This is a genomic window from Pedobacter foliorum (genome assembly GCF_013266735.1).
Taxonomy (GTDB): domain Bacteria; phylum Bacteroidota; class Bacteroidia; order Sphingobacteriales; family Sphingobacteriaceae; genus Pedobacter; species Pedobacter foliorum.
Genome location: NZ_JABSNU010000007.1, coordinates 47,994 through 73,364 on the forward strand (window position 1 = coordinate 47,994; position 25,371 = coordinate 73,364).

Below are 25,371 nucleotides of genomic sequence, written 5' to 3' on the forward strand. Positions count from 1 at the left end.
TCATTTTAAAAAACCAAAGTAAACAATGAACAAACTAGACTACCGCGATTATATTGTATTCTTTATATACTTTATAATCGTATCAGCTTATGGCTTTTGGATCTACTATAAAAAGAAAACCAAAACTGCCGATTCAAAAGATTATTTTCTTGCAGAAGGTTCCCTTACCTGGTGGGCAATTGGTGCATCTCTTATAGCTTCAAATATATCAGCTGAACAGATGATAGGCATGAGCGGATCTGGATTTAAACTCGGTCTTGCAATTTCTGCTTATGAGTGGATGGCAGCAGCAACGTTAATTATTGTAGCTGTATTCTTTATGCCTGTTTACCTTAAGAATAAGATATTTACCATGCCTCAGTTTCTCAGTCAGCGCTACAACGAGAAAGTAGCTATGATTATGGCTGTATTCTGGTTAATGCTTTACATTGTGGTAAACTTAATGTCTATCCTATATCTTGGTGCATTGGCCATTAGTGGTATATCCGATCTTCCGCTTACCTTCTGTATACTTGGTTTAGCTGTATTTGCTATTCTGATCACTTTGGGTGGTATGAAGGTTATTGGCTATACAGACGTTATTCAGGTATTCTTCTTAGTACTGGGTGGTTTGGTTGCTTCCTATATTGCATTGAACATTATCTCTGGTCAGCAAGGTATTGTAAAAGGGTTCTCTATTTTAACTAATGGCGCATCGGAGCATTTCCACCTGATCTTTAAAAAGGATAATCCTAACTATATGGACCTTCCGGGCTTAAGTGTATTAATAGGGGGTATGTGGATCGCTAACTTGAGTTATTGGGGATGTAACCAGTACATTACTCAAAGAGCACTTGGTGCTTCATTACCGGTAGCAAGAGCAGGTCTATTATTTGCCGCTTTCTTAAAAATGCTAATGCCGGTAATCGTGGTTATACCGGGTATTGCTGTTTACTATATCATTAAAGAAAAGATACCTGCCATTAGTCCTGAGAGCTTATTAACTTCTTCAGGTGTTCAGGATCCAAATAAAGCCTATCCTGCATTGTTAGGATTATTACCAGTTGGTTTAAAAGGACTTTCATTTGCTGCACTTACTGCTGCAATTGTTGCTTCATTAGCTGGTAAAGCAAATAGTATTGCAACTATTTTCACATTGGATATTTACAAGAAAGCTTTCAATAGAGAGGCTGGCGAAGGAACATTAGTAAACGTTGGTAAAATTACTGTAGTAGTTTCTATGTTGCTTGCAGTAGTATTGTCTCTAATTGTTGGTGATGCATTAATGGGAGAGGGTAAACAAGGGTTCCAGTACATTCAGGAGTATACAGGATTTGTATCTCCGGGTATTTTTGCCATGTTTATCTTAGGTTTCTTCTGGAAAAAAACCACATCAAATGCAGCATTGTTTGCGACTATTGGTGGTTTCGTAGCCTCAGTAGTATTGAAGTTCTTACCAGGATGGATAGATTTATCTTCATTGCATGATTTAGGATGGTCTGTAGCTAATGCTAAAGGAGTATTTGAAATGCCATTTATGGATAGAATGTTGATCGTATTTGCAATCTGTATTATCGGAATGTACATCATCAGTATCTATGAAAACAAAAAAGGCGTGGTAACTAATGGATTAGAAGTTGATGCCAAAATGTTTAAGGTGTCTACATCTTTTGCAGTTGGTTCGTTAATAATTGTAGCAATGTTAGTTGCATTGTACAGTGCCTTCTGGTAGCATTTAAAGAATATAAGTAAAAAAAAGGAGCATTGATGATTCAATGCTCCTTTTTTGTATAATCGTCATCCTGAATTTAATTCAGGATGACGGATTAGGTTAAAACTTAGGCAAACCTTTTAGTATTTAAATACCTTACCGCCAACCATTACTTCCTGTTTGGTCTCATCAAACGTAGCCTTCTGACCGGTTCTTGCTGATGCATTAGTCATAATGTTTGCTATTGAATGATAGTATCCGGCTTCAACCGGAGCATTGGTTTCCTGTCTGCTTCGCACACATTCCATCCAGTTTCGCATATGTGCTGACGTTAGTTTATCACCACCTGTATTAGCCGAAGCAGATACCTTTTCTACAAGATCAGTGAGCTTAAGCTCTGGCAACAAATTTGGTTTCATATTCATGGCAGCGGCAGCATTAGCTGTAAGACCACCTTTAGGAGATACAGTATTGGTGTTCAAATTCATTTCTCCACCATTAGAATAATATATCTCAGTAGGGTTTTCATCGCCGTTGTGCATTCTTGAAGTAAACACAACCTGAAATCCGTTAGTAGGATCGTTTTCTTTACCATAATCAAATACAGCGGTGGTAGTATCCCAGTTTCTGCGGCCGTCTTTCCATTGGTAAATACCACCATTGGCAACAACGCTTCTTGGGTGTTTTAAACCTGTAAACCAGTGTACAGTATCTATCTGGTGTGACATCCACTGTCCGGGCATTCCAGACGAGAATGGCCAGAATAAACGATACTCTAAGTATTTTCTGGGATCCCACTCCTCAAAAGGGCGGTTTAACAAGAAACGTTTCCAATCAGTATCCTCTTGTTTTAGTTTAGCTACGAGTTCTGGTCTACGCCAGCGGCCTGGCTGATTTACATTCCAGCTTAGCTCAACCATGGTTACATCGCCAAACTTACCTTCTTTTATAAATTGAGATGCTGCTTTGTAATTAGTGCCACTTCTACGTTGGGAACCGATCTGTAAAATCTGTTTAGAAGCTTTCACTGCTTTCAAAGTAGCTCTTGCATCTTCCATTGTTTCGGCAAAAGGCTTTTCGCAATACACATCACACTTTGCTTTAACCGCCTCAATTGCATGAGAAGCATGCGCAAAATCAGGAGAACTGATAATAACCGCATCAATGTCTTTTAACCCATATAACTCGTCATTGTTACGACAAGCAGTAATGTCATGACCAAATTTGCTCTTTAAATGATCAACCCCCAACCCGCGGCGATAATTCCAAAGATCAGATACCGCAACCATATCAAAATTGAGTTCTTTATGGTGATTTAAAAAACTAGGTAATAACGAATCCTTAAAACGGTCAGAGAAGCCAACAACACCAACTCTTACACGATCATTGGCGCCGATAATATTTCCATAACTCTTTGCACTTAAACCCATGGTACCCAGATAGGTTCCGGCAGCTGCAATAGCAGATTGCTTAATAAATTTTCTTCTTGATTCTAACATTGATCTAAGTTTAAAGTTGTTTTAGTTTTATACTTCTAAATGAAACGTTATCTCCGTGATCCTGAAGTAGGATGTGGCCTTTTGGAGCCATACCAAAATCTTTCCAGTCTTTATATTTACTACCTGCAACAAGGTCCAAAAATTCTTTAGTTCCTCTGGTAAACTCTACTATTTTGAAGCCATTTAACCAATATTCAATTTTGTTATTGGGAAATACCCTGATTAAGCCCTTGTTCCATTCGCCAATTCTTTTTTGGGCATGAGGGATTTTTTTACTTGCAATCAGGTCATAAAGTGAACCAAGTGTACGGTTGCCATTTTTGCCCAGTTTAGCGTCAGGATGTCTTTCATCATCAAGAATCTGATATTCCATACCAATAGCAGAACCTTTGTTTTTCTCCGAAAGCGTTACAAAAAACTTAACACCGCTGTTGGCGCCTTCAGTAAGTTTAAAATCAAACTTCATTTCAAAAGCCCCGTATTCTTTAACGGTAACAATATCACCACCATTGGTAGATTCCGCGCCGTTAGATTTTACTACACTAAGCACACCATCTTTAATTTCCCATCCTTTTTCTGGGAATTTCGTTTTGTAAGCACCAATCCAGCCATTCGTGGTTTTTCCATCCCATAATAAAGAAAAACCTTCTGCCTTCTCCTGTTTAGATAAGTCGTTAGGAATCATATTTACTACGTAGATGTTGTCGGGTTTAGAAGGCTTAAGGTTTTCTGTCTGGATACGTATGTTGCGCCAGCGGATCTTTTTGCCTGCAGTTTCATCACTATGCACCTGCAAAGCAATAAAGCCCGAAGTAGTCGCGTCATCTACAACATTAACTGTAGGGATACCGTTAACCCAAATTCTTATTGAAGTTCCAATACATTCAATATGGTATTTATTCCAGTGTTCCTTTTTAAATGCGGCTTGACCTTTAGGATTAATATCTAAAGGATACAGCCATCCGCGACGATCCTCATCATACAAACCACCGCTCCACCTTCTTTCGGATGGATCCACCTCTGCCTGATAGCCAAAAACTCTACCGTTCTCATGATCTGCTTTGCTTTCACTTCTTATCTGAATACCCGAATTCATAGTATTGTCAACCAATAAATCTACTTCAAGTATAAAATCACCATAATTTTTTTCGGTTACTAAAAAAGAGTTAGGAGTATTTGTAACTGTAGTACCTACAATTTCACCGTTAATCACTTCATATTTAGCTTTACCATTTAACTGTTTCCATCCCTTTAAATCTTTTCCATTAAAAAGACTTTGCCATTTCCCTGTTTGCGCCTGTAATGTAAACGGAGTGGTTCCAAACATTAGGGCAGCAACAATCAGTAACTTTGTTTTTTTCATTAGTGTATTTTGTTTTAGTCTATGTTCAAGTTTATTTTCCAAAATTAGCGGCTTGCTTGTTCAGCGATTCCGAAGAAACCTGCGTGCCTGAGGTAATAATAATTCTGTAACGGAAGGTGACTGACGCTCCAGGTTTTAAGCTAAAATTTAAAGTTTCCTTTCCTTCGCTAAATATAGCCTGTCCAAGCGGATTTGCAGCAAACAAGCCATAATCACGGGCATGCCAGTAAGTAGGGTAGCCGGGGTTTTTCGGATGATCAATTATGGCAATCGAAAGTGGTTTAGTTTCTTTAACTCCATACAGTACACACCAATTACCTCTGGTCCCCCATGCGTCGTTACCCTTTTTACCTTCACTCGTTAAATAAGTTCCGTTAGCGCCATTACCTGACGCAGAAACCTTTGTTATATTGCCTTGACTGTCAGTAAACTCTTCTACCTTATCTGAAGGGAATTCCAACTCTTTGGTAACCCTGATACCAAGCATTCCATCTTTAACATCTTTAAAATTTACAGTCTCTTTTTGGGCCGTTAAAGTTGTTATTCTGTCAATAGTTCTTTCATTTTCAATACCAGAAAAAACAAATGTAGTTTGCTCTTTCAGCAACACATCTTTGGCTTGATTTTCCCAATTAGCACCATAACTTAGTTTGCCATTGGCTTTGCCATTTTCAATTTTTTCTACTTTTACATTTCTTATCCATCCGTATTTTGCTTTTTTATCGGCAGGGATAGCGAACGAATTATTCCAGAAATCAAGCCCATTAACACTTTCATAGTTAAACCATAAGCCCACATGATGAGGATGATCCACCCGTTCACCTTCTCTCTTATCAAGGGGGAAGCCTCTGGTTACAATTGCACCATCAGCAGCAAGTATTGGATAGAGCACTGGCTTTTCCATGTTAAGAGGGTAAATAAAGCTGGTAAATGGTTTGCCGTCAATTAATACATCAACTTTACGCTCCTGATCATTTCTTACAAAAGCCACTTTTTTTGTTTGTGCATTGACACTTAAGCTAAAGTAACAACAGGCAATAATCAGATATTTTTTCATTCAGGTTGTATAGGGGTAAAACATATTTGGTAAACTAATATACCGCTCTTGAAATACAATCTCCCCAGAAAAATGCATTTTGGTATTGAAATATTACGAAAACGATTGCGAGGAATGCTTAAAGATTTCAGCAATTAGCCTTATAATTGTACATAGAAAAAACTATCCTAAATGAACCGTAAACATTTCCTGTCCTTTCTTGTAACAGCTGGAGTATCTGCTTCATCATCAAACGTATGGGGTAATTATAAAGGGATAAATGGTAGTTTTACTGCTGAGCTGGCCAAATCAAAAATACCACCATACCTTAAGCGCGGCGACACTATAGGGATAACAAGTCCCGCTAGCTATATCTCATTGTTAGACATTCAGCCGGCTACTCAAGTGATACAGAGCTGGGGTTTTAATACGGAAATAGGTAAAACAATAGGAGCAAAGGATTTTTCACTCGGAGGAACAGATGAAGAACGAACAGCCGATTTTCAACAGATGCTGGATGATCCGGATATCAAAGCAATTATGTGTGCCAGAGGTGGCTACGGAGTAGTGCGGATAATTGATAAACTGAATTTTGACAAGTTCAAAGCAAATCCAAAATGGATTATAGGATTTAGTGACATCACGGTTCTTCATGCACATATAAATAGTAATTACAACATTGCGAGCATCCATTCTAAAATGTGCAACAGTTTTCCGAGCGACTGGGCTTTGGCTAAACCTATGCAAATAGAAACCCTGCTTTCCATTAGACAAGTGCTAAGCGGACAGGATGTAAAATATAGCGCTCCACCTGTAAGTTATAATCGACCAGGTAGAGCTGAGGGTATATTGGTAGGAGGAAACCTTAGTATTATTGAAACTCTTGCAGGAAGTAGCTCCGACCTAAAAACAGATGATGCAATCTTATTTCTAGAAGATACACATGAAGAACTTTATCGTGTTGACAGGATGTTTTGGAACCTTAAACGTAGTGGTAAGCTAGACAAACTGAAGGGGCTGATAATTGGAGGCTTTAGCCTGGAAGAAGAAACTCCGGGCGAAGAATTTGGTAAAACAGTTTATGATATCGTTACTGAAAAAGTAAAAGAATATAATTATCCGGTGTGTTTTGATTTTCCTGTAGGGCATCAAATCAACAACTTTGCACTCAAATGTGGCGCTAAGCATATCCTTAATGTAGATAATAATGGAAGTTCCCTTGTATCCATCTAATCCTTCTTCCATCAAACTCTCAGAGCTTACCGGTCAAATCCAGCAGGCAATGGATGGGGTATTTGGGCAAAAAACCTTTTGGGTAATAGCCGATGTAACCAACTATACTTACAAACCACAAAGCAACTACCATTATTTTGAACTGGTAGAGAAAGAAAAGTCATCTAATAGAATACTGGCAAAGATTGCCGGAAGGGCATGGGGGAACGCCTCAGTAAATATTGCCAACTTTGAGCAAGCCACCGGACAGAAGTTTAAAAACGACATCAATGTATTGGTACAGGTTTCTGTACAATACAATCCTGCTTTTGGCCTTCAGTTAAACCTGATAGATATAGACACCAACTTTACACTCGGATTATTTGAGCAACAGCGAAAAGAAACACTTGAGAAATTAGTAAGAGAAAACCCTGAATTCATACAAAAAAGGGGTGAGCAGTACTTCACCAAAAACAGTAGCTTACAGTTAAATAAAGTGCTGCAGCATATTGCGATCATATCCTCAGATACTTCTGCAGGATATACGGATTTTATGCATACACTTGAAAACAATTCATTTGGTTACAAATTCCAGATTGATAACTATTTTACCTTGGTGCAAGGCGATGTTAATGCAAAACAGATTCTCAATAAGATCATCGAAGTATATCAGTCTGCCAAGCCATATGATGCAGTGGTTATTATCAGAGGTGGAGGCTCGCAAATTGATTTTTTGATATTTGATAATTATGATCTAAGCAGGGCCATTGCTAAATTCCCTATCCCTGTAATTACGGGAATTGGACACCAAAAGAATGAAACCATAGCCGACTTGATGGCACACACTTCTACTAAAACGCCAACTAAAGCAGCTGAACTAATTATAGCGCACAATAGAGCCTTTGAAGAATCGGTTTTGAGCATTCAAAAGATGATGCTGATTAAAACCTACCAAATGATCAATCATCATAAAGACAGGCTTAATCATCTCAATCAGATTACTATAAATACCACAAGAAACCTGTTGCATGAGCATCACAGAAGTATTTTGAACTTGTCAGGGCTAATACTTACCAACCCTAAAATAATTATCTCAAACAGGCGTAAGGACTTAAGTAACCTGAATAGCAACCTGCAATCGTACAGCAGAATGTATTTTGCTAATAAAAGAGGCTATATCGGGCACTTCCAGTCGCTGGTTAAATTGATGAGTCCGCAAAGTATACTCAATAAAGGCTTTGCAATAATAAAAATAGAAGGAAAGATCGTAAGCAATGCCGATCACGTAGAGGTGGGTCAGGAATTAACAGTCAGACTAGCCGAAGCGGAAATAAAAACAACAGTAACATCTAAATCCACATACAATGGGAACGAATTTAACATATGAGGCTGCCTATAAGGAGCTAACAGAGATAGCGCAGGAAATAGAAAATGAATCTGTTTCAGTAGATGTACTTGCCGAAAAAGTTAAGCGTGCATCAGAACTAATCGAGTTTTGTCAAACCAAACTTCGTGCAACAGAAACAGAAGTAAACAAGATTATTAAACAAATGGAGAACCAATAACCGGCCTACAGCCAGTTATTGTCTTTATACCACTTAACGGTATCATTTAGTCCTTTTTCCAGGTCAAATTTAGGCGAATAGCCCAAATCGAGCTTTGCCTGGTCAATATTACAGGCCCAGTTAATAGCAGTAAGCTCTGCCATCTTTTCTTTATTTAGGGTAGGTGTATCTTTACGGTTTTTGTAAATGAAATCCATAACTGAAGCCATAGCACCAACAACAGGTACCGGCAAATGGAATTTAAAGGTTTTTTTATTTAAAGCCTTTTTTACAAGCTTTGCAAGTGCATAACGGTCGTACACATTGCCATCTGAAACATTGTATTGCGTTCCATTAATTTTAACAAATAGTGAGTTCACGATAACATCAGCCAAGTCTTTTACATAAATAAAGCTTAGCTGTTGTTTAAAGCTACCTATGTGAGGTTCTAGACCTCTGCTTATGCTCTTGAACAAGATAAATATATCCTTTTCTCTTGGGCCGTATACCGCCGTAGGACGAATGGTGATTAATGGTAAACCAGGAATTTCATTTAAGTATTTTTCAGCAAGCAATTTACTTGCGCCATAATTAGTTACCGGATGTCCGGGAGTGTCCTCTTTAATCTCCTTGCTCAGATCATTTAAGGGACCTAGAGCTGCCAAACTACTTACGAAAACAAATTTTTCAAGCCTAATACTGGCTGTGATTGTTGCAACAGCAAGATTTTCAGAGTGTTCTGCGTTGATCCTATTGTACTCGGCTTTGGTTTTAGCTTTAGTAATACCTGCAGCATGAATGATATAGCTAAATTGATGCTCTTCAAGCTGGGCTCTTAAAGCATCCACAGAACTATAATCTAAATCAATGTACTTGATGTCGAATTCGCTTAGGTGACTCTTGTTGCTGCTTTTACGAACAGCTGCATAAACCTCCAGACCGGCTTTTAGGGCTTTTTCAATAAGGTGATATCCTACAAAACCTGTAGCACCGGTTATTAATACCCTTTTACTCATACAGCTTTCTCGTAGATCCTGTATTTTTTGTAGGGATCGCCTTTAATAGCAATAATTGCATTATTAACAAGGTCATTGTGTTCTAATGTCCAGCCAGCCTCAGCATATTCAAAATTCTTAGCGCGGTAAGATTTAATGATACTACCATAAATACAAGCTTCAATACCCATTTTACGATAGCCATCAACCACTCCAAGCAATAAAATTCTGATACCTTTTACGTTTTTCTTACCAAATAAGAGTTTAAATATACCAGTCGGAAGAAGTCTTCCTTTTTTTATTTTAATTTGAATCTGGTTCATATCAGGAATGGCAGCGCCAAAACCGACAAGTTTACCATCTTGTTCAGCTACAAAGCAGAAATCAGGATCAAGAACCAGCTTCAAATCTTTAGCTTGGTAATCAAACTCTTCATCATTTAGAGGCACAAAACCAGCATTTTTATCCCAGGCTTTATTATAAACTTCACGCAGGTTTGCAGCTTCCTGTTTAAAATTTTTCATGTTGATCTTACGGATGGTAATGTTGTTTCTATTTAAACGCTCTTCCAATCTGTCCATAAGTTTTACGGAACGATCATCATAATTATCGCCATTAAATTTCCAGGCAATAAGATCTACCTTCTTTTTCAAGTTCCATCCCTCCATTAAAGCAGGGTAGTAGGTAGCATTATAAGGCATCATTACAACAGCAGGAGAGTCAAAACCCTCAATTAATAAACCGCACGATTCGTTGGTCGAGAAGTTTACAGGACCAATAATAGCACCCGTAACGCCTTTATCTTTTAGCCATTTGACCGATGTATCTAGTAGTAAATTAGCCGCCGCAGGATCGTTAATACAGTCAAAGAAACCAAAGAAGCCATCATTAGCACCATTAAAAGTATTATAGTTATTGTTTAAAATAGCTGCAATTCTACCTATAATCTTGTCTCCATCAAAAAGCAAAAAACACTGCAATGAAGAGTGTTTATGAAAGGGATGCGTTGTAAGCAAATCCCTTTGAGCTATAAAAAGCTCCGGAACATAATTAGAATCTCCCTTATAAAGGTCATGAGGGAAATCGATAAACTGAGCTAATTCCTTTTTATTGCTAACTGCAACTATTTTTCTCATATAGCTACCTGCGAAAAGTTAACTTGTACTTCTTTTGCAGCAGCAGCAATTTTTTCAACAGCTTCTTCTATCTGAGCAAATGTATGATTAGCCATTAAAGAGAATCTTAATAAAGAAGAATCTGAAGGCACAGCAGGAGAAACCACAGGGTTTACAAATATTCCGTTTTTACTTAAAATATTGGTAATCATAAAGGTTTTATCGTTATCTCTGATGTAAACCGGAATAATTGGACTATCAGTATGACCGATATCAAAGCCGGCTTCTACAAGTAATTTCTTTGCATAATTGGTGTTGGCCCAAAGCTGATCTATACGTTCCGGCTCCGACTCAATAATATCCAATGCTGCGATAACGCTGGCAACAGCTGAAGGGGGCATACTGGCACTGAACATCAATGAGCGTGCTCTGTGTTTCACAAATTCAATAGTTTCTTCAGAACCGGCAATAAAACCACCAAGAGATGCAAGTGATTTACTGAAAGTACCCATAATCAAATCAACTTTATCAGTTAAACCGAAATGAGAAGCAGTTCCAGAACCGTTTAAGCCAATTACACCTAAACTATGCGCATCATCCATCATGATGTTTGCGCCAAATTCATCAGCAATTTTTACGATCTCCGGTAAATTAACCAAGTCACCTTCCATACTGAAAATGCCATCTGCAACAATTAGTTTAGCAGCATCCTCAGGTAATCTGCTCAATTTCTTTCGCAAATCATCCATGTCATTGTGGGCATATTTTATCGAACGTGAAAACGACAACCGGCTACCATCAATAATAGAGGCATGGTCGTATTCATCAAGTATAAGGTAATCGTTTCTATCAAGCAGGCAAGATATTACACCTAAATTAACTTGAAATCCAGTACTAAAAAGAACGGCAGCTTCTTTGCCAACGTAGGCAGCTAATCTTCTTTCCAGTTCAATGTGAATATCGAGTGTACCATTTAGGAATCTTGACCCGGCACAACCTGTACCGTATTTATCAACAGCAGCTTTAGCAGCCTCTTTAATTTTTGGGTGATTTGTTAATCCCAGATAGGAGTTAGAACCAAACATCAGTACTCTCTTCCCATCTATCATCACTTCAGTATCCTGTGCTGATTCTATTGCTCGGAAGTAAGGATATAGTCCCTTTTCCTTAATTGCTGTAGCATCTTTAAATGCTGCTATCCTATCGTGTAATTTTTTGCGCATGCTAGTACTATATGTTTAGATTACAGGGTTGGTTATTGTTGATGTCGGTTTATATTTCAAGAAATGATTCCTTATCTGTATAATCCCCTTTTGTAATTGGTTTAAAAAATCAACATCTATGCCAATTTAAAAAACTGTTCAAATCTAAGATCATAAAAACAGAAAACAAAACTTGAAGTCAACCAAGTTTGAATATATTAATTTTTAAAACAAAAATTACAATTTTCTTATAATTTTAATTCGGAGAGCATCGAATTAGCAAGAATAAAATTGATTTTGCCCGCCAAAGATAATGATTTTTATAATCCTACACTCTGACTTCAGCAGTATTTTAGTCAAATGAAACTCTTTTTTTACGACAAGGAGTTTTTGTAACATGTTTTTTAAATGTCTTCCAGCTGAGTATTATACTGCTCCTATGGTGAAAATAGAATTAAAAACAAGGGGGAGAGGGCGCAAATATTAAATTGTAGCGTTTCTTAAAGTAAATGAAAAAGGAGTAAAAAGAAACAGGGATGAATCTGGCGATTATCCCTGTTATTAGATGGTTGGTCCACCACAGACCAACCTAAACCAAACAAACTACACACATAACGAGGGATATTGTCAATTTGTTTTCAACGAAAAAAATAAAAACAATTTCATGACAAATCTCCATTATTCAATAAGGTTTTCTCTTGTAACGTAATTGATGAAAACCCTAAATAATGGTCAGAAAGCATTATATTAGTATATATTATTCATACTTTAATTATTTACCTATGGATCAGAAAATCATCAATCTCTATGATGAATACACTCACAGTAAGCTAAATAGGAAGGAATTCATGAGAAAGCTGGCTATAATTACAGGTAGCACAGCCTTGGCGTTAACGGTATTGCCCTTGCTTGAAAATAATTATGCATCAGCATCCAGCTTTAACGACGATAGTGTTCTGACGGAACATATTACTTATCCCGGAGCTGATGGGGATGTAAAAGCAGTACTGGCCAAACCTAAAGATAAAAAGAACCTCGGCTGTGTACTTGTTATTCATGAGAACAGGGGGTTAAACCCGCATATTATTGATGTGACCAAAAGAGTGGCGGCCGAAGGCTTTATTGCTTTAGGGGTTGATGCACTATCGCCATTTGGAGGAACACCGTCTGATGAAGACAAGGGAAGAGAGTTGATTGGGAAACTGGATCCGGTAAAGAACCTGCAAAATTACTTAAAGGGATTGGCGTATTTGAGGAGTAGAAAAGACGGAAATGGGAAAACGGGATGCATCGGCTTTTGTTGGGGTGGAGGTATGGCGAATAAACTTGCAGTAAGCGATCCTAAATTACTGGCAGCTGTTGCTTATTATGGAGCTCAACCGGTAGCAGAAGATGTTCCTAAAATAAAAGCAAGTGTAATGCTCCATTATGGTGGGCTTGATGAGCGTATCAATGCAGGGATTCCGGCATATGAGGCTGCCTTAAAACAAAATCATATCGATTACAAGGTATATATTTATGAGAACGTAAATCACGCGTTTAATAATGACACTTCACCGACAAGGTACAATGAAGCGGCTGCGAAATTAGCATGGAAAAGAACCATATCACTGTTTAAAGCTAAATTAGCCTAGTTCGGCTCAGTTGAATATAATTTTTTAACAAAAAAGAACAGTATTTAAACGATTTCTAAAACAAAATTTTCTTTTGCCTGTTGTGAGATTTATTAGATAATTATACTTATAACTGACACTAGCATTGGAATTTAAGCGAAAAATGCTTAACTTTGTGCAAATTTTTAGAAATTAATGAAGATATTTATTACAGGCCTTCCTTTAGAAGTAGGGGAAGATGAATTAACAGCCGTATTTGGTGATTTCGGTCAAGTAAAATCACTAAGGATTATCAAAGATCGCGAAACTGGTCAGAGTCGTGGGTTTGGTTTTGTGGAAATGCCAGTAGAAGAAGAGGCAAAAGAAGCAATCAAACGCATGAATGGCGGCGATTACAATGGTAACCGTATTAAAGTTGCTGAAGCACAAGAGAAACCAAACACCGGTGGTGCTGGTGGAGGTGGCTTTAAACGCAACAACCGTACAGAAAAAAGCTATTAATTAGCTTTTTCTTATTAAAATTAGTTACTGATTCTATTTTAATATACTAGAGCAGCAGTGGTGATATGCGTCATCTATTGCTGCTTTTTTATTTAATTCAAAATTTACAATCTGCTTAGGTCGTTTATTTTATTGTATCCTCAAGACAATGATTTATATGGAAAATAAATGTTTTTATTTATTATTCAGTAGCAATAGGGGTTTAAAACTTTAATTAAGCAAAACACTAATGGTCAGTACGGTGTTTATATAAAATAAATAGCCTATCGATATGAATAAAGTGATCTTGTTAAATAAACGTCCCGTTGGAAAACCTACAGCGGATGATTTCAAATTTATAGAAGAAGAAACCCCAGTTACACAAGAAGGGCAAGTATTATTGAAAACTCTTTATGTTTCTGTCGATCCCTATTTAAGAGGAAGAATGAGTAGTGCGAAGTCTTACACTCCTCCATTTGAATTAAATAAACCAATCCAGTCCGGTATTATTGCTGAGGTTATAGAATCTAAGAATCCGAATTTCAAGGTAGGTGATTTTGTTTCAGCAATAATGGGTTGGAAGGAATTACAAGTTTCGGACGGAAAGAACCTCCTCAGGGTTGATGGAAGTGCAGCTCCATTATCTGTATATTTAGGTATTTTGGGAATGACCGGTTTAACTGCATATTTGGGCTTAACTGAAATTGGGAAACCAAAAGCCGGCGAAACGTTGGTGGTTTCGGGTGCGGCTGGTGCTGTAGGTAGTGTTGTAGGACAAATCGGTAAAATTTTAGGCTGTAGGGTTATCGGTTTAGCCGGCTCTGATGAAAAAACTACGATGTTGACTTCTAAGTTTGGGTACGATGCAGCGATTAACTACAAAACTACAACTGATGTGCAAGCGGCGATAGCAAATGCTGCCCCTAATGGTGTCGATATTTATTTTGACAATGTTGGCGGTAGTATTTCTGATGCGGTACTTGCAAATGTAAACCAGTTAGCCCGCGTACCAGTATGCGGTGCAATCTCTGTATATAATGAAACTGAAGTGCCTATGGGACCAAGAATCCAGACAACATTGGTGAAAAATAGTATATTAATGCAGGGGTTTGTGGTTTCTAACTATGTCGCAAAATTTCCTGAGGCCATTAAACAACTTACCTCCTGGTTACAGGAAGGCAAATTAACTTATACAGAAACTATTGTTAATGGTTTCGATCATATTCCTCAAGCTTTTCTTGACTTATTTGAAGGTAAGAACGAAGGTAAAATGATTGTTAAAATATAATTAAAGCATCAATTGATGTTGCTTTATGCAAAACTTTGTTTGCTAATTCATTAGATTAGTGAAATGAAAGTGGACTATATCGCATTATCGGTTCCAATATTCTTTATCCTAATCGGGATAGAGCTTGCCTATACTTTCTACAAAAAACTAAACTACTACCGATTAAATGATTCTATAGCCAACCTTAGTCAAGGCATAGGCCAGCAAGTAACCGGAGTTTTTATGAAAACCGCCTTGTTTTTCGGCTATATGTATATTTTTGAGTATTGGCGACTATTTGATCTTCCGCAAACTATCTGGACCTGGATCATACTTTTCATAGGTGTCGATTTTTTCTACTATTGGTTTCATAGAATGAGCCATCAGATAAACGCACTTTGGGCGGCACACATTGTTCATCATCAATCCGAGGAATACAACCTCACCGTAGCATTAAGGCAATCCTGGTTTCAGGGCTGGTTTTCATGGGTGTTTTATCTGCCTCTCGCTTTTATTGGTTTCGATCCAGTTATGTTCCTTACACTAAGTGCTTTCAATACTTTATATCAATTTTGGATTCATACCAGAGCAATAAAAAGTATGGGGCCATTAGAGTGGATACTAAACACGCCATCACACCATCGCGTACATCATGGCTCCAATCCCAAATACATTGATAAAAACCATGCAGGCACTTTAATTATTTGGGATAAAATCTTCGGCACTTTTCAAAAAGAAGAAGATGAGGTGTATTATGGCATCACAACCCCGTTGGCCAGTTGGAATCCTGTTTGGGCCAACGTACATTACTGGGCCGAGTTATGGAATACCGCAAAACAAAGCCCTAGATGGAGTGATAAGATAAACGTATTTCTTAAGCCACCAGGATGGTTTCCTGCACATTTAGGAGGCTTTAAGCCGGCTCCTGATATTAATCCGGCGAGCTATGCAAAATACAACCCTCAGTTTCATCAAAAGTTCTCTGGATATGTTTTATTGCAATTTCTGGTAAGTCTAGCTACGGGATCGGCAATTCTTTTTTTAAATGCAACTTTGCCCGTAACCCCACTAATTTGTGGTTCCATCTTTTCAATACTCACACTCTTAACCTGTGGTGCACTGCTGGAAGAAAAGAAATGGCTAATTTATTTTGAATATTTCCGACTCGTATCAGGTATTTTGATAGTTTTGCTGCTTAAATTCCCTGTAGGATATCAGGTCATATTCGCTGGCTTACAGATCGTTTCACTAGTCTGGTTTAATAATCTAAACAAACCGAATGCACATGCTCAAGAAATACCTGAAGTTTAACCTCATATTTGTCCTGATCTTCATCTTCCAATTGGTTGCTGAGTATTATCAGCTTGAAAGGTTAAGGTACGTTACTAAGCCATTGATCGTAATATCTCTGCTTGTCATATTTGCGATGAGAACCAAACTAAAGGGGCGCTTTCATAAGCGATTGTTTACAGGTTTAGTTTTTGGCCTTGCCGGTGATGTATTGCTGATGTTTGTATGGAAAAACGAATCGTACTTTATGTATGGCCTGATTGCCTTTTTACTTTGCCATATCTTTTACATCCGTGCTTTTTACCTTGATTTTCAATCGGCACCTGAGCTCGATAAAAAAGGAGCCAGGATAGCCATTGCCATATGTGCGGTATTTGCCATCGGTTATTATATTTACATCAGACAGGACCTTGGTGCCATGAAACTCCCGGTAATGGTTTACACTTTTATCATTAGTTTAATGATGATGATGGCGGCATTTAGAAACATGAGGGTAAATAAAATGAGCTTTAATCTTATCCTGTTTGGTGCAATGTTTTTCCTGATTTCAGACTCAATACTTGCTTATAATAAGTTTGTTAATAGCTTCGACCTTGCAGGATTGTTGATAATGGGAACTTACATGATTGCACAGTATTTAATTACCATTGGAGGCATAGAACGTAAGCTTATAAAAAGAGAAGACTAGTTCTTTTCCTTCTCCAATACTGTGAAACTTTGCACCAGCCTTTCGCCTTGCTCATCAACGAGGGTTAAAGTATGCTTACCTGGTGATGGGCTAACAGCTAGTTGATGATAGTTTTTAGTGGTAGCAACATACTCATTATCGATATGCCAGTAAATCTTCGCATTTGCATTTCGATGGGTAGCATTTAGCACAATTTTACCTCTGGTGCCATCCAGTTCTATCGGGATATAAACTGTAGCATAGTTTCTAGGGTAGATCATTTCCATGGCAAAATTACTTCCAGCATCGCTACAACCGGGTTTAAATGGAGGTAATTCCTTATAATCGCTATTTTTGATCTTATAATAATACTCCATGGATGGCGGTAAAATAAACCACGATTTATGCACCATCTCTGATGGAGCCTCACACTCATCTGTAACTCTGTAAGTTCCGGTACGATCCAGGTGGATCATTTTATGATAGGGGCAAAGACCAGTTTTTTCTCCTGCCGGAGAAACCAGTTGTACCATTTTATCATTGCAATATTCGCCTGCTTTATAGCCGCTTTCTTTACAAACTACTATCTTCTTTAGCTGATTTTCTGGAGTTTTAAACCATTTAACAGTTGGAAGGAGCTTGAAAATATCAAACATAACCGGCGCTGCAGCGTCAATACCGGTTAAACCCGGACGGCCTTCACCATCGGCATTGCCAACCCAAACACAAACTACATAATTCGGATTAAGTCCAATAGCCCAGGCATCCCTAAAGCCAAAACTTGTACCCGTTTTCCATGCCAGTCGTTGCGAAGAGGAAAACTGCTCCCATAAACCTTCTTCGCCCGGTCGCATCAGTTCTTCCATTGCATTAAAGGCGTTCCAGATGGAACCATGATCTATAACCGAGTTTACTTCTGTCTCAAACTGATCAAAACGCTTGTCGCGTTGCTCATTCACATACAAAGGCTCATCGTAATCATGCGGATTATACCTGCCTTTGTAATCATTAAAATGGTTCAGCGTTCTTGCCATGCCCATATAAGTTCTTGCCAGATCCCACATGGTTACCTCACTGCCACCAAGAATAAGCGAAAGTCCATAATGATCTGCCGGTTTATTTAAAGTAGTAAAGCCAAGTTGTTTCAGTTTATCGTAAAACCGCTGGTACTTGTAGTTCTGCAGCATTTTAACCGCAGGGATGTTTAGAGAGCGGCTAAGGGCTTTATCTGCTTGTATTGCACCATCGTAGCCCATGTCGTAATTTTGAGGCGAATAGCCGCCTATTTGAGTTGGTACATCTGGTATTAAAGTTTTGGGCAGTATAAAGCCATCATTCAGCATACTGGCATATAGAATAGGCTTTAAAGTGCTCCCCGGACTCCTTTGCGCCTTAATCATATCTACATGACTTTCCAGTTCAGTATTTTCAGGTTGATAGATATTCCCTACATAACTAAGCACGGTACCTTTTTTAACATTCAGAACCAGAGCTGCTATGTTGTTGATGTCGTTTGCCCTGTATCGGTTATTGTAACGCTTAAGTAAAGTACTTACCCTCAGTTGCAAATCATAATCAAGGGTAGAAGTGACCCTTGTAGAGCCTGTTTTTAGTGCAGATCGTTCGGTTTTAAACCTGTTTAACAAATGTGGAGCATTTTGAGGAAGCTGTTGAGGCTTGCCGGGAATAGGCTCTAGCTTAGATAGATTAGCGGTAGATTGGTCTATAACCTTTAACACGGCCAGTTTATCCAGTAAATCGTTCCGTTTCTTTATCAGCTTTGGAGAGTTTTTACCGGGATGCACTAAAGAAGGACTATTTGGAAGGACAGCCAATGTAGCCATCTCACCCCATGATAAACTTTCGGCACTACGACCGAAGTACCTCCAGGCAGCAGCATCTAAACCGACCACATTACTTCCAAAAGGCGCATTACCGGCATAGAGTTTTATTATCTCCTTTTTTGAATAGCCTAACTCAAGTCTTAATGCAAGAATAACCTCTATGAGCTTCTGCCACAACGTTCTACTTTCGCGTCTTGAAAGCCTGATTACCTGCATGCTAATAGTGCTTCCGCCACTTACAACGCTTTTGGCTTTAAAATTTTGTCGCATGGCTCTGGCCATAGCAACCAGATCAACACCTGGGTGCTGATAAAATCGTTTATCCTCAAAAGCAACTAAGCACTGTGCAAATTTTTCAGGTATCGTATCAGCTACTGGAAACCGCCACTGCCCATCTTTAGCAATGGCTGCGCTTAATAAATCGCCGTTTGATGCTTCTACAACATAAGAGGTTGGGCTAATGAATAGCTTTGAGGGCAAAGCAAATAGAAAAGCCAGTAGCAATACGCCACAAACGAGATCTGAAATTAAAACGGCTTTTAAGTTATTAAGCATTATTTTTTTGTTTCCTCATCCTGAGGTGAATTACTGATGATATACAGGTTTTAGCGGCCCCCTAAAGCGCTCGTCATTCTGGCGAAGGCCAGAACCTCACAAGAGAAAGAAAGCCTTCCTAGTGCGGGGTCCTGAAACCGGCCTGCGCCGGCATGACAATTCAGAATGACGATCGATTAAAAAAGAACGACTGATACGGATGTATTATGAAAGGTAACATTTTCTGATACCAGCTGATATATAACAAATCAACTAAATCATCAATATAAGCAAATCAACGATTATGGAAAAGTTTACTATGTTCTTACGGTTCTCTATTGGCTTCATTAAATACCTATTAATTAATGTTTGGCCCAGGTTATAAACCCAGGCCAAACATCTATTTAATTACTTGAACCCATTTACCTCCCTCAGTAGCACTAATGTTGTTGTTGTACATGGCTTCGCACTGCACAGCCGACAAATAATACTTACCGATGTACGATGCATTTAAAAGCACCTTGTAGGTAACCATTTCATTTTCTCTCATGTTAAAATAAGTGAACACACGGTCATCCCTAATATCCCTGTAAGTATATGGCGACGAAGCAATGATGCTTTCATTGTCATTTACGCGGGTATTAATGATTTCCCACCCCGATGGGAAAATCTGTGTAAGCGCCATTTGCTCATAGTATCCATTTTTACCCGGATTTTTAACCACAACCTCTGCATAAAAATCGGTGCCCTGCTTTAATACAGTAGGATCAAGCACTTTGCCGTTCAACAATTTATAGCTGATGCTCATATCCAATACATCAGGGTTGTTCGGCTGGAAGTTATTTTGTCCGGCCGAAGGTTGACCTTGTAAAATCAAACGGGCAAACAACACCCTGTCGCTGGTATTGGTAACATTCACATTGCCTTTAAACGCTAATGGGGTACTAATAATGTACTGATTTGAATTTACATTGCCTTTTTTACCATCAATAGTGTAGCTGTATTTAAGGTTATTTGATGATGAATTTACCCCACAGAACTTAGCGATAGCCAATAAGCTATAAGCGGTTGTTTGCGTGCTGTACCAGTCATCCTTACCCAATCTGGCTGCTACCGACTGTAATAATTGCGCTGCTGTACCTTTACGGCCCAATAACGTTAGTGTTTCCAGTATCATGGCCTCATCTCTTAACTCAGTACCATAAGTACCCCCAAGCTGATTATATGGTTTTATTTCGGTAGGTAAATTTTGTATTAACTTATTCGCTGCATCTGCTTGTCCGGCAAGTTTATATGCAGCAGCCAAACGCCATTTAGCACTAACCGAAAGATACTCAAATGCTCTTAATCTGTTCATAGCCGCTATTTCCGGTCGCTTAGCCAATGCAAGCACGTATAATCTGTATGATTGAGAAAGATCGCCACCATAGAAATTACTGCTGTTTGGAGCCCAGTTATTGGCCTTAGTTTTTAAATAACGAACCAACTCTTCCATCATTCCCACAGGTAGGGTATAGCCTGCATTTTGCGATTCTACCAAGAAATGCGCTGCATAGTTTGTTCCCCATTCGTCAGAAGAGCCTTCGCCCGGCCAGTAGCTTAAACCACCATCTGTAGTCTGGAAGCCTTTTAACCTGTTGATACCCGCTTTTATATTTCTCTCTGTAGTTGCTTTTTGCTGTTCATTCATTGCGGTTAATTTATTGAGGAACAACTGAGGGAACACACCCGATGTAGTTTGCTCAACACAACCATGCGGATACTGCATCAAATAACTCAAACGCTTTTTAAGGTCGATAGGGGGGATAGACGAAAGCTCTACAGCTCCCGAATTTGTACCCGCCATACCAATAGGCGCATAGTTTAACGACCAGTTGGCACCCGGTTCTACAACTGCCGATACCACATTGGTAACAAACGGATTAGGATTACGGATGTCCATTTCTACATCGTAAACCGCTTTTTCAGAACCACTTTGAGCGATGATCTTAACTTTGGCAATACCTGTTATCTCAGGAGCTTTTATTTCAAAATAGGCCATTTGCTCGCCCGGTTGTTTAAACCCAAGCTGTTGTGTTTTGCTACCAACTACTTGTAAATTCTGCGCCTGTAACTGTACGGTAACGTTTTTAAGGTTGTTTTCAGTTGCAAAAACGGTTGCAGGTAAAGTAAAGCTTTCGCCCGGACCAATAACACGTGGTAAAGTTGCCAGCAGCATTAAAGGTTTTTTAACCTGTACCGATTTCTCTGCAAAACCATAAGCACCATCTTGACCGGCAACAACCATCGCCCTTACCGCACCAATATATTGTGGAAGCGTAAACTTATGTGTTTTGCTTTCTCCTTTACCCAATGCAAATGGGCCTAAGTATTTAACCACAGGTACAAACCTGTTGGCCTTTGCAGGATTTAGATTCTTGTTGATGCTACCATCACCACCGATACTTAAAATACGCTCCAGATTGCCACCCCATGCACCAAGTACATAGTCAAATAAGTCCCAGGTTTTAACACCCAAGCCTTCACGAGCATAAAATGCACTATGAGGGTCAGGAGTTTTAAACCTGGTCAGGTCAAGTAAACCTTCATCTACAATTGCAATTGTATAAGTCATTGCCTTACCATTTTGCTCTGCAACGGTGATGCTGTTTTCGGTTTCAGGCTTAATCTTGTCGGCCATTTTAATTACCGGTTTCAGTATCGTCTCCGGATCTTCAATCAGCAATGGAATAGCACCGTACATCCTTATTGGCAAGTCATTTACCGTTTGTGCATGTGGCTGAAGCAAAGTAACAACTGCAAATACGTTAGGAGCCATGTTCTTTTCTGCCTTAAAGGTAAATTGTGTTTGTCCGGGTTTAGTGTCTGTCCAGAAGGTTTTTAATACCCTGCTGCCGTTTTCTATAGAGATTAATGCCCTGCCGCCTTTACCAGATGGAATGGTTAATACCACATCTTCGCCAACATTAAACTTGGTTTTATTGGCTGTAAACGAAAGCATCGAAGCTTCGGTAGGGTTGTTCGCCTGTTCGCGCTGTGCCCATCCCGGCCAGTCTACGTATACAGATTTACCGGTTACGTGCCCGCCATTAACATCGCGTACAAGAATTAAATAACGACCCCATTCAGGTTCATCTATTCTTAAATTCCAGTTTCCCTTACCATCTGATAAGGTGATGTTTTCTTTTTTAACCAGTTTATTATAAGAGTTTTGAGTGAAGTTTGCATACGAGTTCTGATCGTCCTGATCCCACCACCAACGCCATTGTACTTTGTACAATTCAACCTCAACAGTTTTGCCACCACGTACCAGTTTTCCGTTTCTATCTACGTTAACGATATTCACTTTATGATCCTGACCAGTTACCAGCATTCCGCTCAGTTTATCGCCATCTGGTGTTTTAATACCGTAATAGTTGTTGTAAACATGATATGGAATACTAAAGTTGTCGATACTGAAATTACCACCAGCCTCAAATACTTTAGTGGTAAAATTGGCCTTAAGCATCCCCGGAGCAGTATTATTTTCGTTTAAACTGGTATTTACTACAGCAGTTCCATTTTCATTTAAAGTGCCTTCAAATATGGTTTTAACCTGCGATTGGAATACTACAGTAGGGTTGTCGAAAGTGTACTCATCAAAACCTTTAAACGTAGTTTTCATGGTATTCAGGTTCACATCAACTTTAGCTTTAAGGTTTTTACCAACTGAACCAAATAGCCAGTTTGCCGAAAGCGTAGCTGATGACGCTCCGCCAACTCCTAAATAAGTAGCATTACCGATATTGAAATTAATCTTTAACCTATTAGGCATAACGGTTTCAACCTTAATGGTTTTACTGAACACCGCACCACCTGCTTTTACTTTAGCAAGCCAGTTTCCGGTAGGAGCAGTGTTTTCTGTAGCCGTTTTAAAGGCGTAGAAACCATTTAATGGTTTACCATTGATGATTCTTTTAATTAATTGTCCCTGAGGGTTATATAATTCGAATGTAACCGGGTATCCACCAGGAAGTTTCTTTAGCTTATCTTCAAGAATAAAGGATACGAATATAGAATCACCCGGACGCCAAACGCCGCGCTCTCCATAAATATAGCCCTTCAATCCATTCTGTACCACATCGCCACCAACATCAAAACGACTCAAAGGGAGTGAACTGCCATCATCCATTTTCAGGTAACCACGCTCATCACCATTTTTGGCTATTAATAAGAAAGGTTTTCTTTTCAGGTCAAAAGTAGCCATACCATCACCATCGGTTTTAACCGTGTGGATGATCTGACGCTGGTAATCCAACAGCTCTAAAGTAACCCCGCTCATTGGTTCAGCTGTAAGCAAATTGGTAGTTACAACAAGCATGCTGTTGTCATTGCCGCGTTTGGCAATAATACCAATGTTCGAAGCCATTACATTTCTGCTGGCCCATTTATCGTTGGTATAATAGGATGGGGTACAAGGATTATCTCTGTCTTCCCATCTGTAATTGTTTGGATAGTAACTATTGTAACGCTCCCAAAACTCATCATCCTCATCAATCTTTTCGCCATAACCACGATAATCATCTTCATCAGAATTACCATCTTCGCTGGTTACTTCAGCGCACTTAAATACATTGTATTCGTTTCTGAAACCGATTGTTATGCGGTACATCGCACCCGGTTCAGTTTTAATCAGCTTATCCAGATCCAAAGTAAAGCGGTTCTTTTTATGCAGATTAAGCGCTTTATCCTCATCTAAACGAATAGTTTTTTGCACTACAGGCTTACCAACACGACGAATTTCACTTCCATCTTTATAGCTGTTAGTTTGGAAAAACTGAGGGATATTGTTCTCGTAAATCTTGACAACAGTAACGTCAACTGCTTTTAAATTGGTTGCTTCAAATGGCAATACCAGTTTTCCTGAGTTGGGAAGGATGGTGCCACTACCAGCAATAACTACCGATGGCAGTTTGTTTTCAAATACGATATTAGCCGTTTTTCCTGCTCCAAGCTTTTTGCCATTGATGTTTTCAATGCCTGAATTTACTGTAAACGTATAATTACCTTCCAAAGCCAAGGCCGAATAGACCTTTACCTGACTGGCATCTACAGTGAACCTCAAATCTGATAAACCACTTAATGAGATTAAGCCTGCCAAATCCTGAGCTACGCCAACAGGTTCAGAAAGCTGTATTAGTGCATAATCTTCCAGATCCTGCACTGCTTTCATGTTCAGGATTTTAAATACACCTTTGGCTGGAACAGCAACCGTTTCTTCGCCTTTGCTGTCTGCATCAATAGCGTCGCCAGACCATTTTAAAGTCAACTTCGTATCCTGACCAGTTTTCTTAATGCTATCAATTGTAAAGGCAGATGTGTTTTTTTCTGGATTGTGCTGCCATTTTACCTTTAAAGTTTGAGGGAAGTCAATTGCCAATGCTTTTTCAATTGCCTTTGGGTCTTCCTGATCTGAAGTTGTAATCTCGCCCTTAAGCTTCATGTAATCAAGAGAAGTATTGTTTTGAGATACCAAACCATCCTGACTCAAGCTCATGCCGGGTTTAATGACCCTAAAGCCAAACTCAAATTCTTCGAGGTCTTTTTCGGTTTCAGTAACCTTGCTTAAATCGAAGTTGGCCTCATAGGTCTCGCCTGATTTTAAAGGTTCATCCGGTCTAAATTCGACAGTTTGCGCGTCGATCCAGAATGCTTTTCCTTTTACAGAAGGAGAGAAGCTAAACAAATCTCTGTTATCGGCCACACCAACATCACTCATTGTTTTTACTTCACTGGCCAAATGCACTCTGATAAAACTCTTTTTAGAGATCGTTCCAGAGGTATAAGCCTCAATATATTTAGAATATTTTTGATTGTAGTCCTTAGGTTTTTCCTTTTTGAGGAAGAAAATTGATGCAATGCCAAGCAGCACAACAGCAACAGAACCAATAATTAGGGGTTTTTTATTCCTTTGAACAAAGGAAGAGCGGGATGATTCCATAACAAAGATTTTTCATAATAAGATGTTTACGAAAATCAAC

The 25,371-nt window shown here is 38.9% G+C and carries 17 protein-coding genes; 9 read left to right on the top strand and 8 right to left on the bottom strand.

The genetic code is table 11. The annotated features are described in order from the left end of the window. Positions 1–25 precede the first annotated feature (25 nt). Positions 26–1,711: a sodium/sugar symporter gene (locus HQN83_RS15035; RefSeq protein ID WP_173091146.1), complete on the top strand. Its 1,686-nt coding sequence runs from the start codon at positions 26–28 to the stop codon at positions 1,709–1,711. A gap of 119 nt (positions 1,712–1,830) precedes the next feature. Here the strand turns inward: HQN83_RS15035 and HQN83_RS15040 are convergent, their stop codons facing one another. The 3 genes from HQN83_RS15040 to HQN83_RS15050 are packed head-to-tail and all read right to left on the bottom strand — an operon-like array spanning position 1,831 to position 5,609. After that, positions 1,831–3,189: a Gfo/Idh/MocA family protein gene (locus HQN83_RS15040; protein WP_173091147.1), complete on the bottom strand. Its 1,359-nt coding sequence runs from the start codon at positions 3,187–3,189 to the stop codon at positions 1,831–1,833. A gap of 10 nt (positions 3,190–3,199) precedes the next feature. Next, positions 3,200–4,552 (bottom strand): 3-keto-disaccharide hydrolase, encoded by a 1,353-nt coding sequence (locus HQN83_RS15045; protein ID WP_173091148.1) that lies wholly within the window; start codon positions 4,550–4,552, stop codon positions 3,200–3,202. Positions 4,553–4,583: 31 nt separating this feature from the next. Then, the gene (locus tag HQN83_RS15050) at positions 4,584–5,609 is read right to left on the bottom strand and encodes a DUF6807 domain-containing protein (protein ID WP_173091149.1); all 1,026 of its coding nucleotides are present in this window, start codon (positions 5,607–5,609) and stop codon (positions 4,584–4,586) included. Positions 5,610–5,780: 171 nt separating this feature from the next. Here HQN83_RS15050 and HQN83_RS15055 point away from each other — a divergent pair, with 171 nt between their 5' ends. From HQN83_RS15055 to xseB, 3 genes are read left to right on the top strand one after another with little or no spacing between them, the layout of a single operon-like run. Beyond that, a complete protein-coding gene (locus tag HQN83_RS15055; protein WP_173091150.1) occupies positions 5,781–6,821 on the top strand; it encodes a S66 peptidase family protein in 1,041 nt (346 codons plus the stop codon). After that, positions 6,796–8,187, top strand: a complete 1,392-nt coding sequence (gene xseA / locus HQN83_RS15060) for an exodeoxyribonuclease VII large subunit (RefSeq protein WP_173091151.1) — start codon at positions 6,796–6,798, stop codon at positions 8,185–8,187. Before HQN83_RS15055 ends, xseA begins: the two co-directional genes overlap by 26 nt. Continuing rightward, the gene (xseB, locus tag HQN83_RS15065; protein ID WP_173091152.1) at positions 8,165–8,365 is read left to right on the top strand and encodes an exodeoxyribonuclease VII small subunit; all 201 of its coding nucleotides are present in this window, start codon (positions 8,165–8,167) and stop codon (positions 8,363–8,365) included. The genes xseA and xseB overlap by 23 nt, the downstream gene beginning before the upstream one ends. A 5-nt stretch (positions 8,366–8,370) precedes the next feature. Here the strand turns inward: xseB and HQN83_RS15070 are convergent, their stop codons facing one another. The 3 genes from HQN83_RS15070 to spt are packed head-to-tail and all read right to left on the bottom strand — an operon-like array spanning position 8,371 to position 11,677. Next, a complete protein-coding gene (locus HQN83_RS15070) occupies positions 8,371–9,360 on the bottom strand; it encodes an NAD-dependent epimerase/dehydratase family protein (RefSeq protein ID WP_173091153.1) in 990 nt (329 codons plus the stop codon). Continuing rightward, entirely contained in the window at positions 9,357–10,475 is a 1,119-nt protein-coding gene (locus tag HQN83_RS15075; RefSeq protein WP_173091154.1) for a hypothetical protein, read from the bottom strand. Before HQN83_RS15075 ends, HQN83_RS15070 begins: the two co-directional genes overlap by 4 nt. Beyond that, positions 10,472–11,677: a serine palmitoyltransferase gene (gene spt / locus HQN83_RS15080; protein ID WP_173091155.1), complete on the bottom strand. Its 1,206-nt coding sequence runs from the start codon at positions 11,675–11,677 to the stop codon at positions 10,472–10,474. Before spt ends, HQN83_RS15075 begins: the two co-directional genes overlap by 4 nt. Positions 11,678–12,438: 761 nt before the next feature. Between spt and HQN83_RS15085 the strand changes: the two genes are divergently transcribed. From HQN83_RS15085 to HQN83_RS15105, 5 genes are all read left to right on the top strand, one after another. Continuing rightward, positions 12,439–13,290: a dienelactone hydrolase family protein gene (locus HQN83_RS15085; protein ID WP_173091156.1), complete on the top strand. Its 852-nt coding sequence runs from the start codon at positions 12,439–12,441 to the stop codon at positions 13,288–13,290. A gap of 174 nt (positions 13,291–13,464) precedes the next feature. Beyond that, entirely contained in the window at positions 13,465–13,770 is a 306-nt protein-coding gene (locus HQN83_RS15090) for an RNA recognition motif domain-containing protein (protein WP_048905338.1), read from the top strand. Positions 13,771–14,041: 271 nt separating this feature from the next. After that, complete coding sequence (locus HQN83_RS15095) at positions 14,042–15,037, top strand: NADP-dependent oxidoreductase (protein ID WP_173091157.1); 996 nt, start codon at positions 14,042–14,044, stop codon at positions 15,035–15,037. 63 nt (positions 15,038–15,100) lie between these two features. Further along, positions 15,101–16,327: a sterol desaturase family protein gene (locus tag HQN83_RS15100; protein ID WP_173091158.1), complete on the top strand. Its 1,227-nt coding sequence runs from the start codon at positions 15,101–15,103 to the stop codon at positions 16,325–16,327. Then, a complete protein-coding gene (locus HQN83_RS15105; RefSeq protein WP_173091159.1) occupies positions 16,302–16,994 on the top strand; it encodes a lysoplasmalogenase in 693 nt (230 codons plus the stop codon). Before HQN83_RS15100 ends, HQN83_RS15105 begins: the two co-directional genes overlap by 26 nt. Here HQN83_RS15105 and pbpC read toward each other — a convergent pair. Together pbpC and HQN83_RS15115 are read right to left on the bottom strand one after the other, a co-directional pair. Next, complete coding sequence (gene pbpC, locus HQN83_RS15110; RefSeq protein WP_173091160.1) at positions 16,991–19,372, bottom strand: penicillin-binding protein 1C; 2,382 nt, start codon at positions 19,370–19,372, stop codon at positions 16,991–16,993. The two genes, HQN83_RS15105 and pbpC, sit on opposite strands and share 4 nt — an antisense overlap. A 379-nt stretch (positions 19,373–19,751) precedes the next feature. Next, positions 19,752–25,331: an alpha-2-macroglobulin family protein gene (locus HQN83_RS15115; RefSeq protein WP_173091161.1), complete on the bottom strand. Its 5,580-nt coding sequence runs from the start codon at positions 25,329–25,331 to the stop codon at positions 19,752–19,754. Positions 25,332–25,371: the final 40 nt, after the last annotated feature.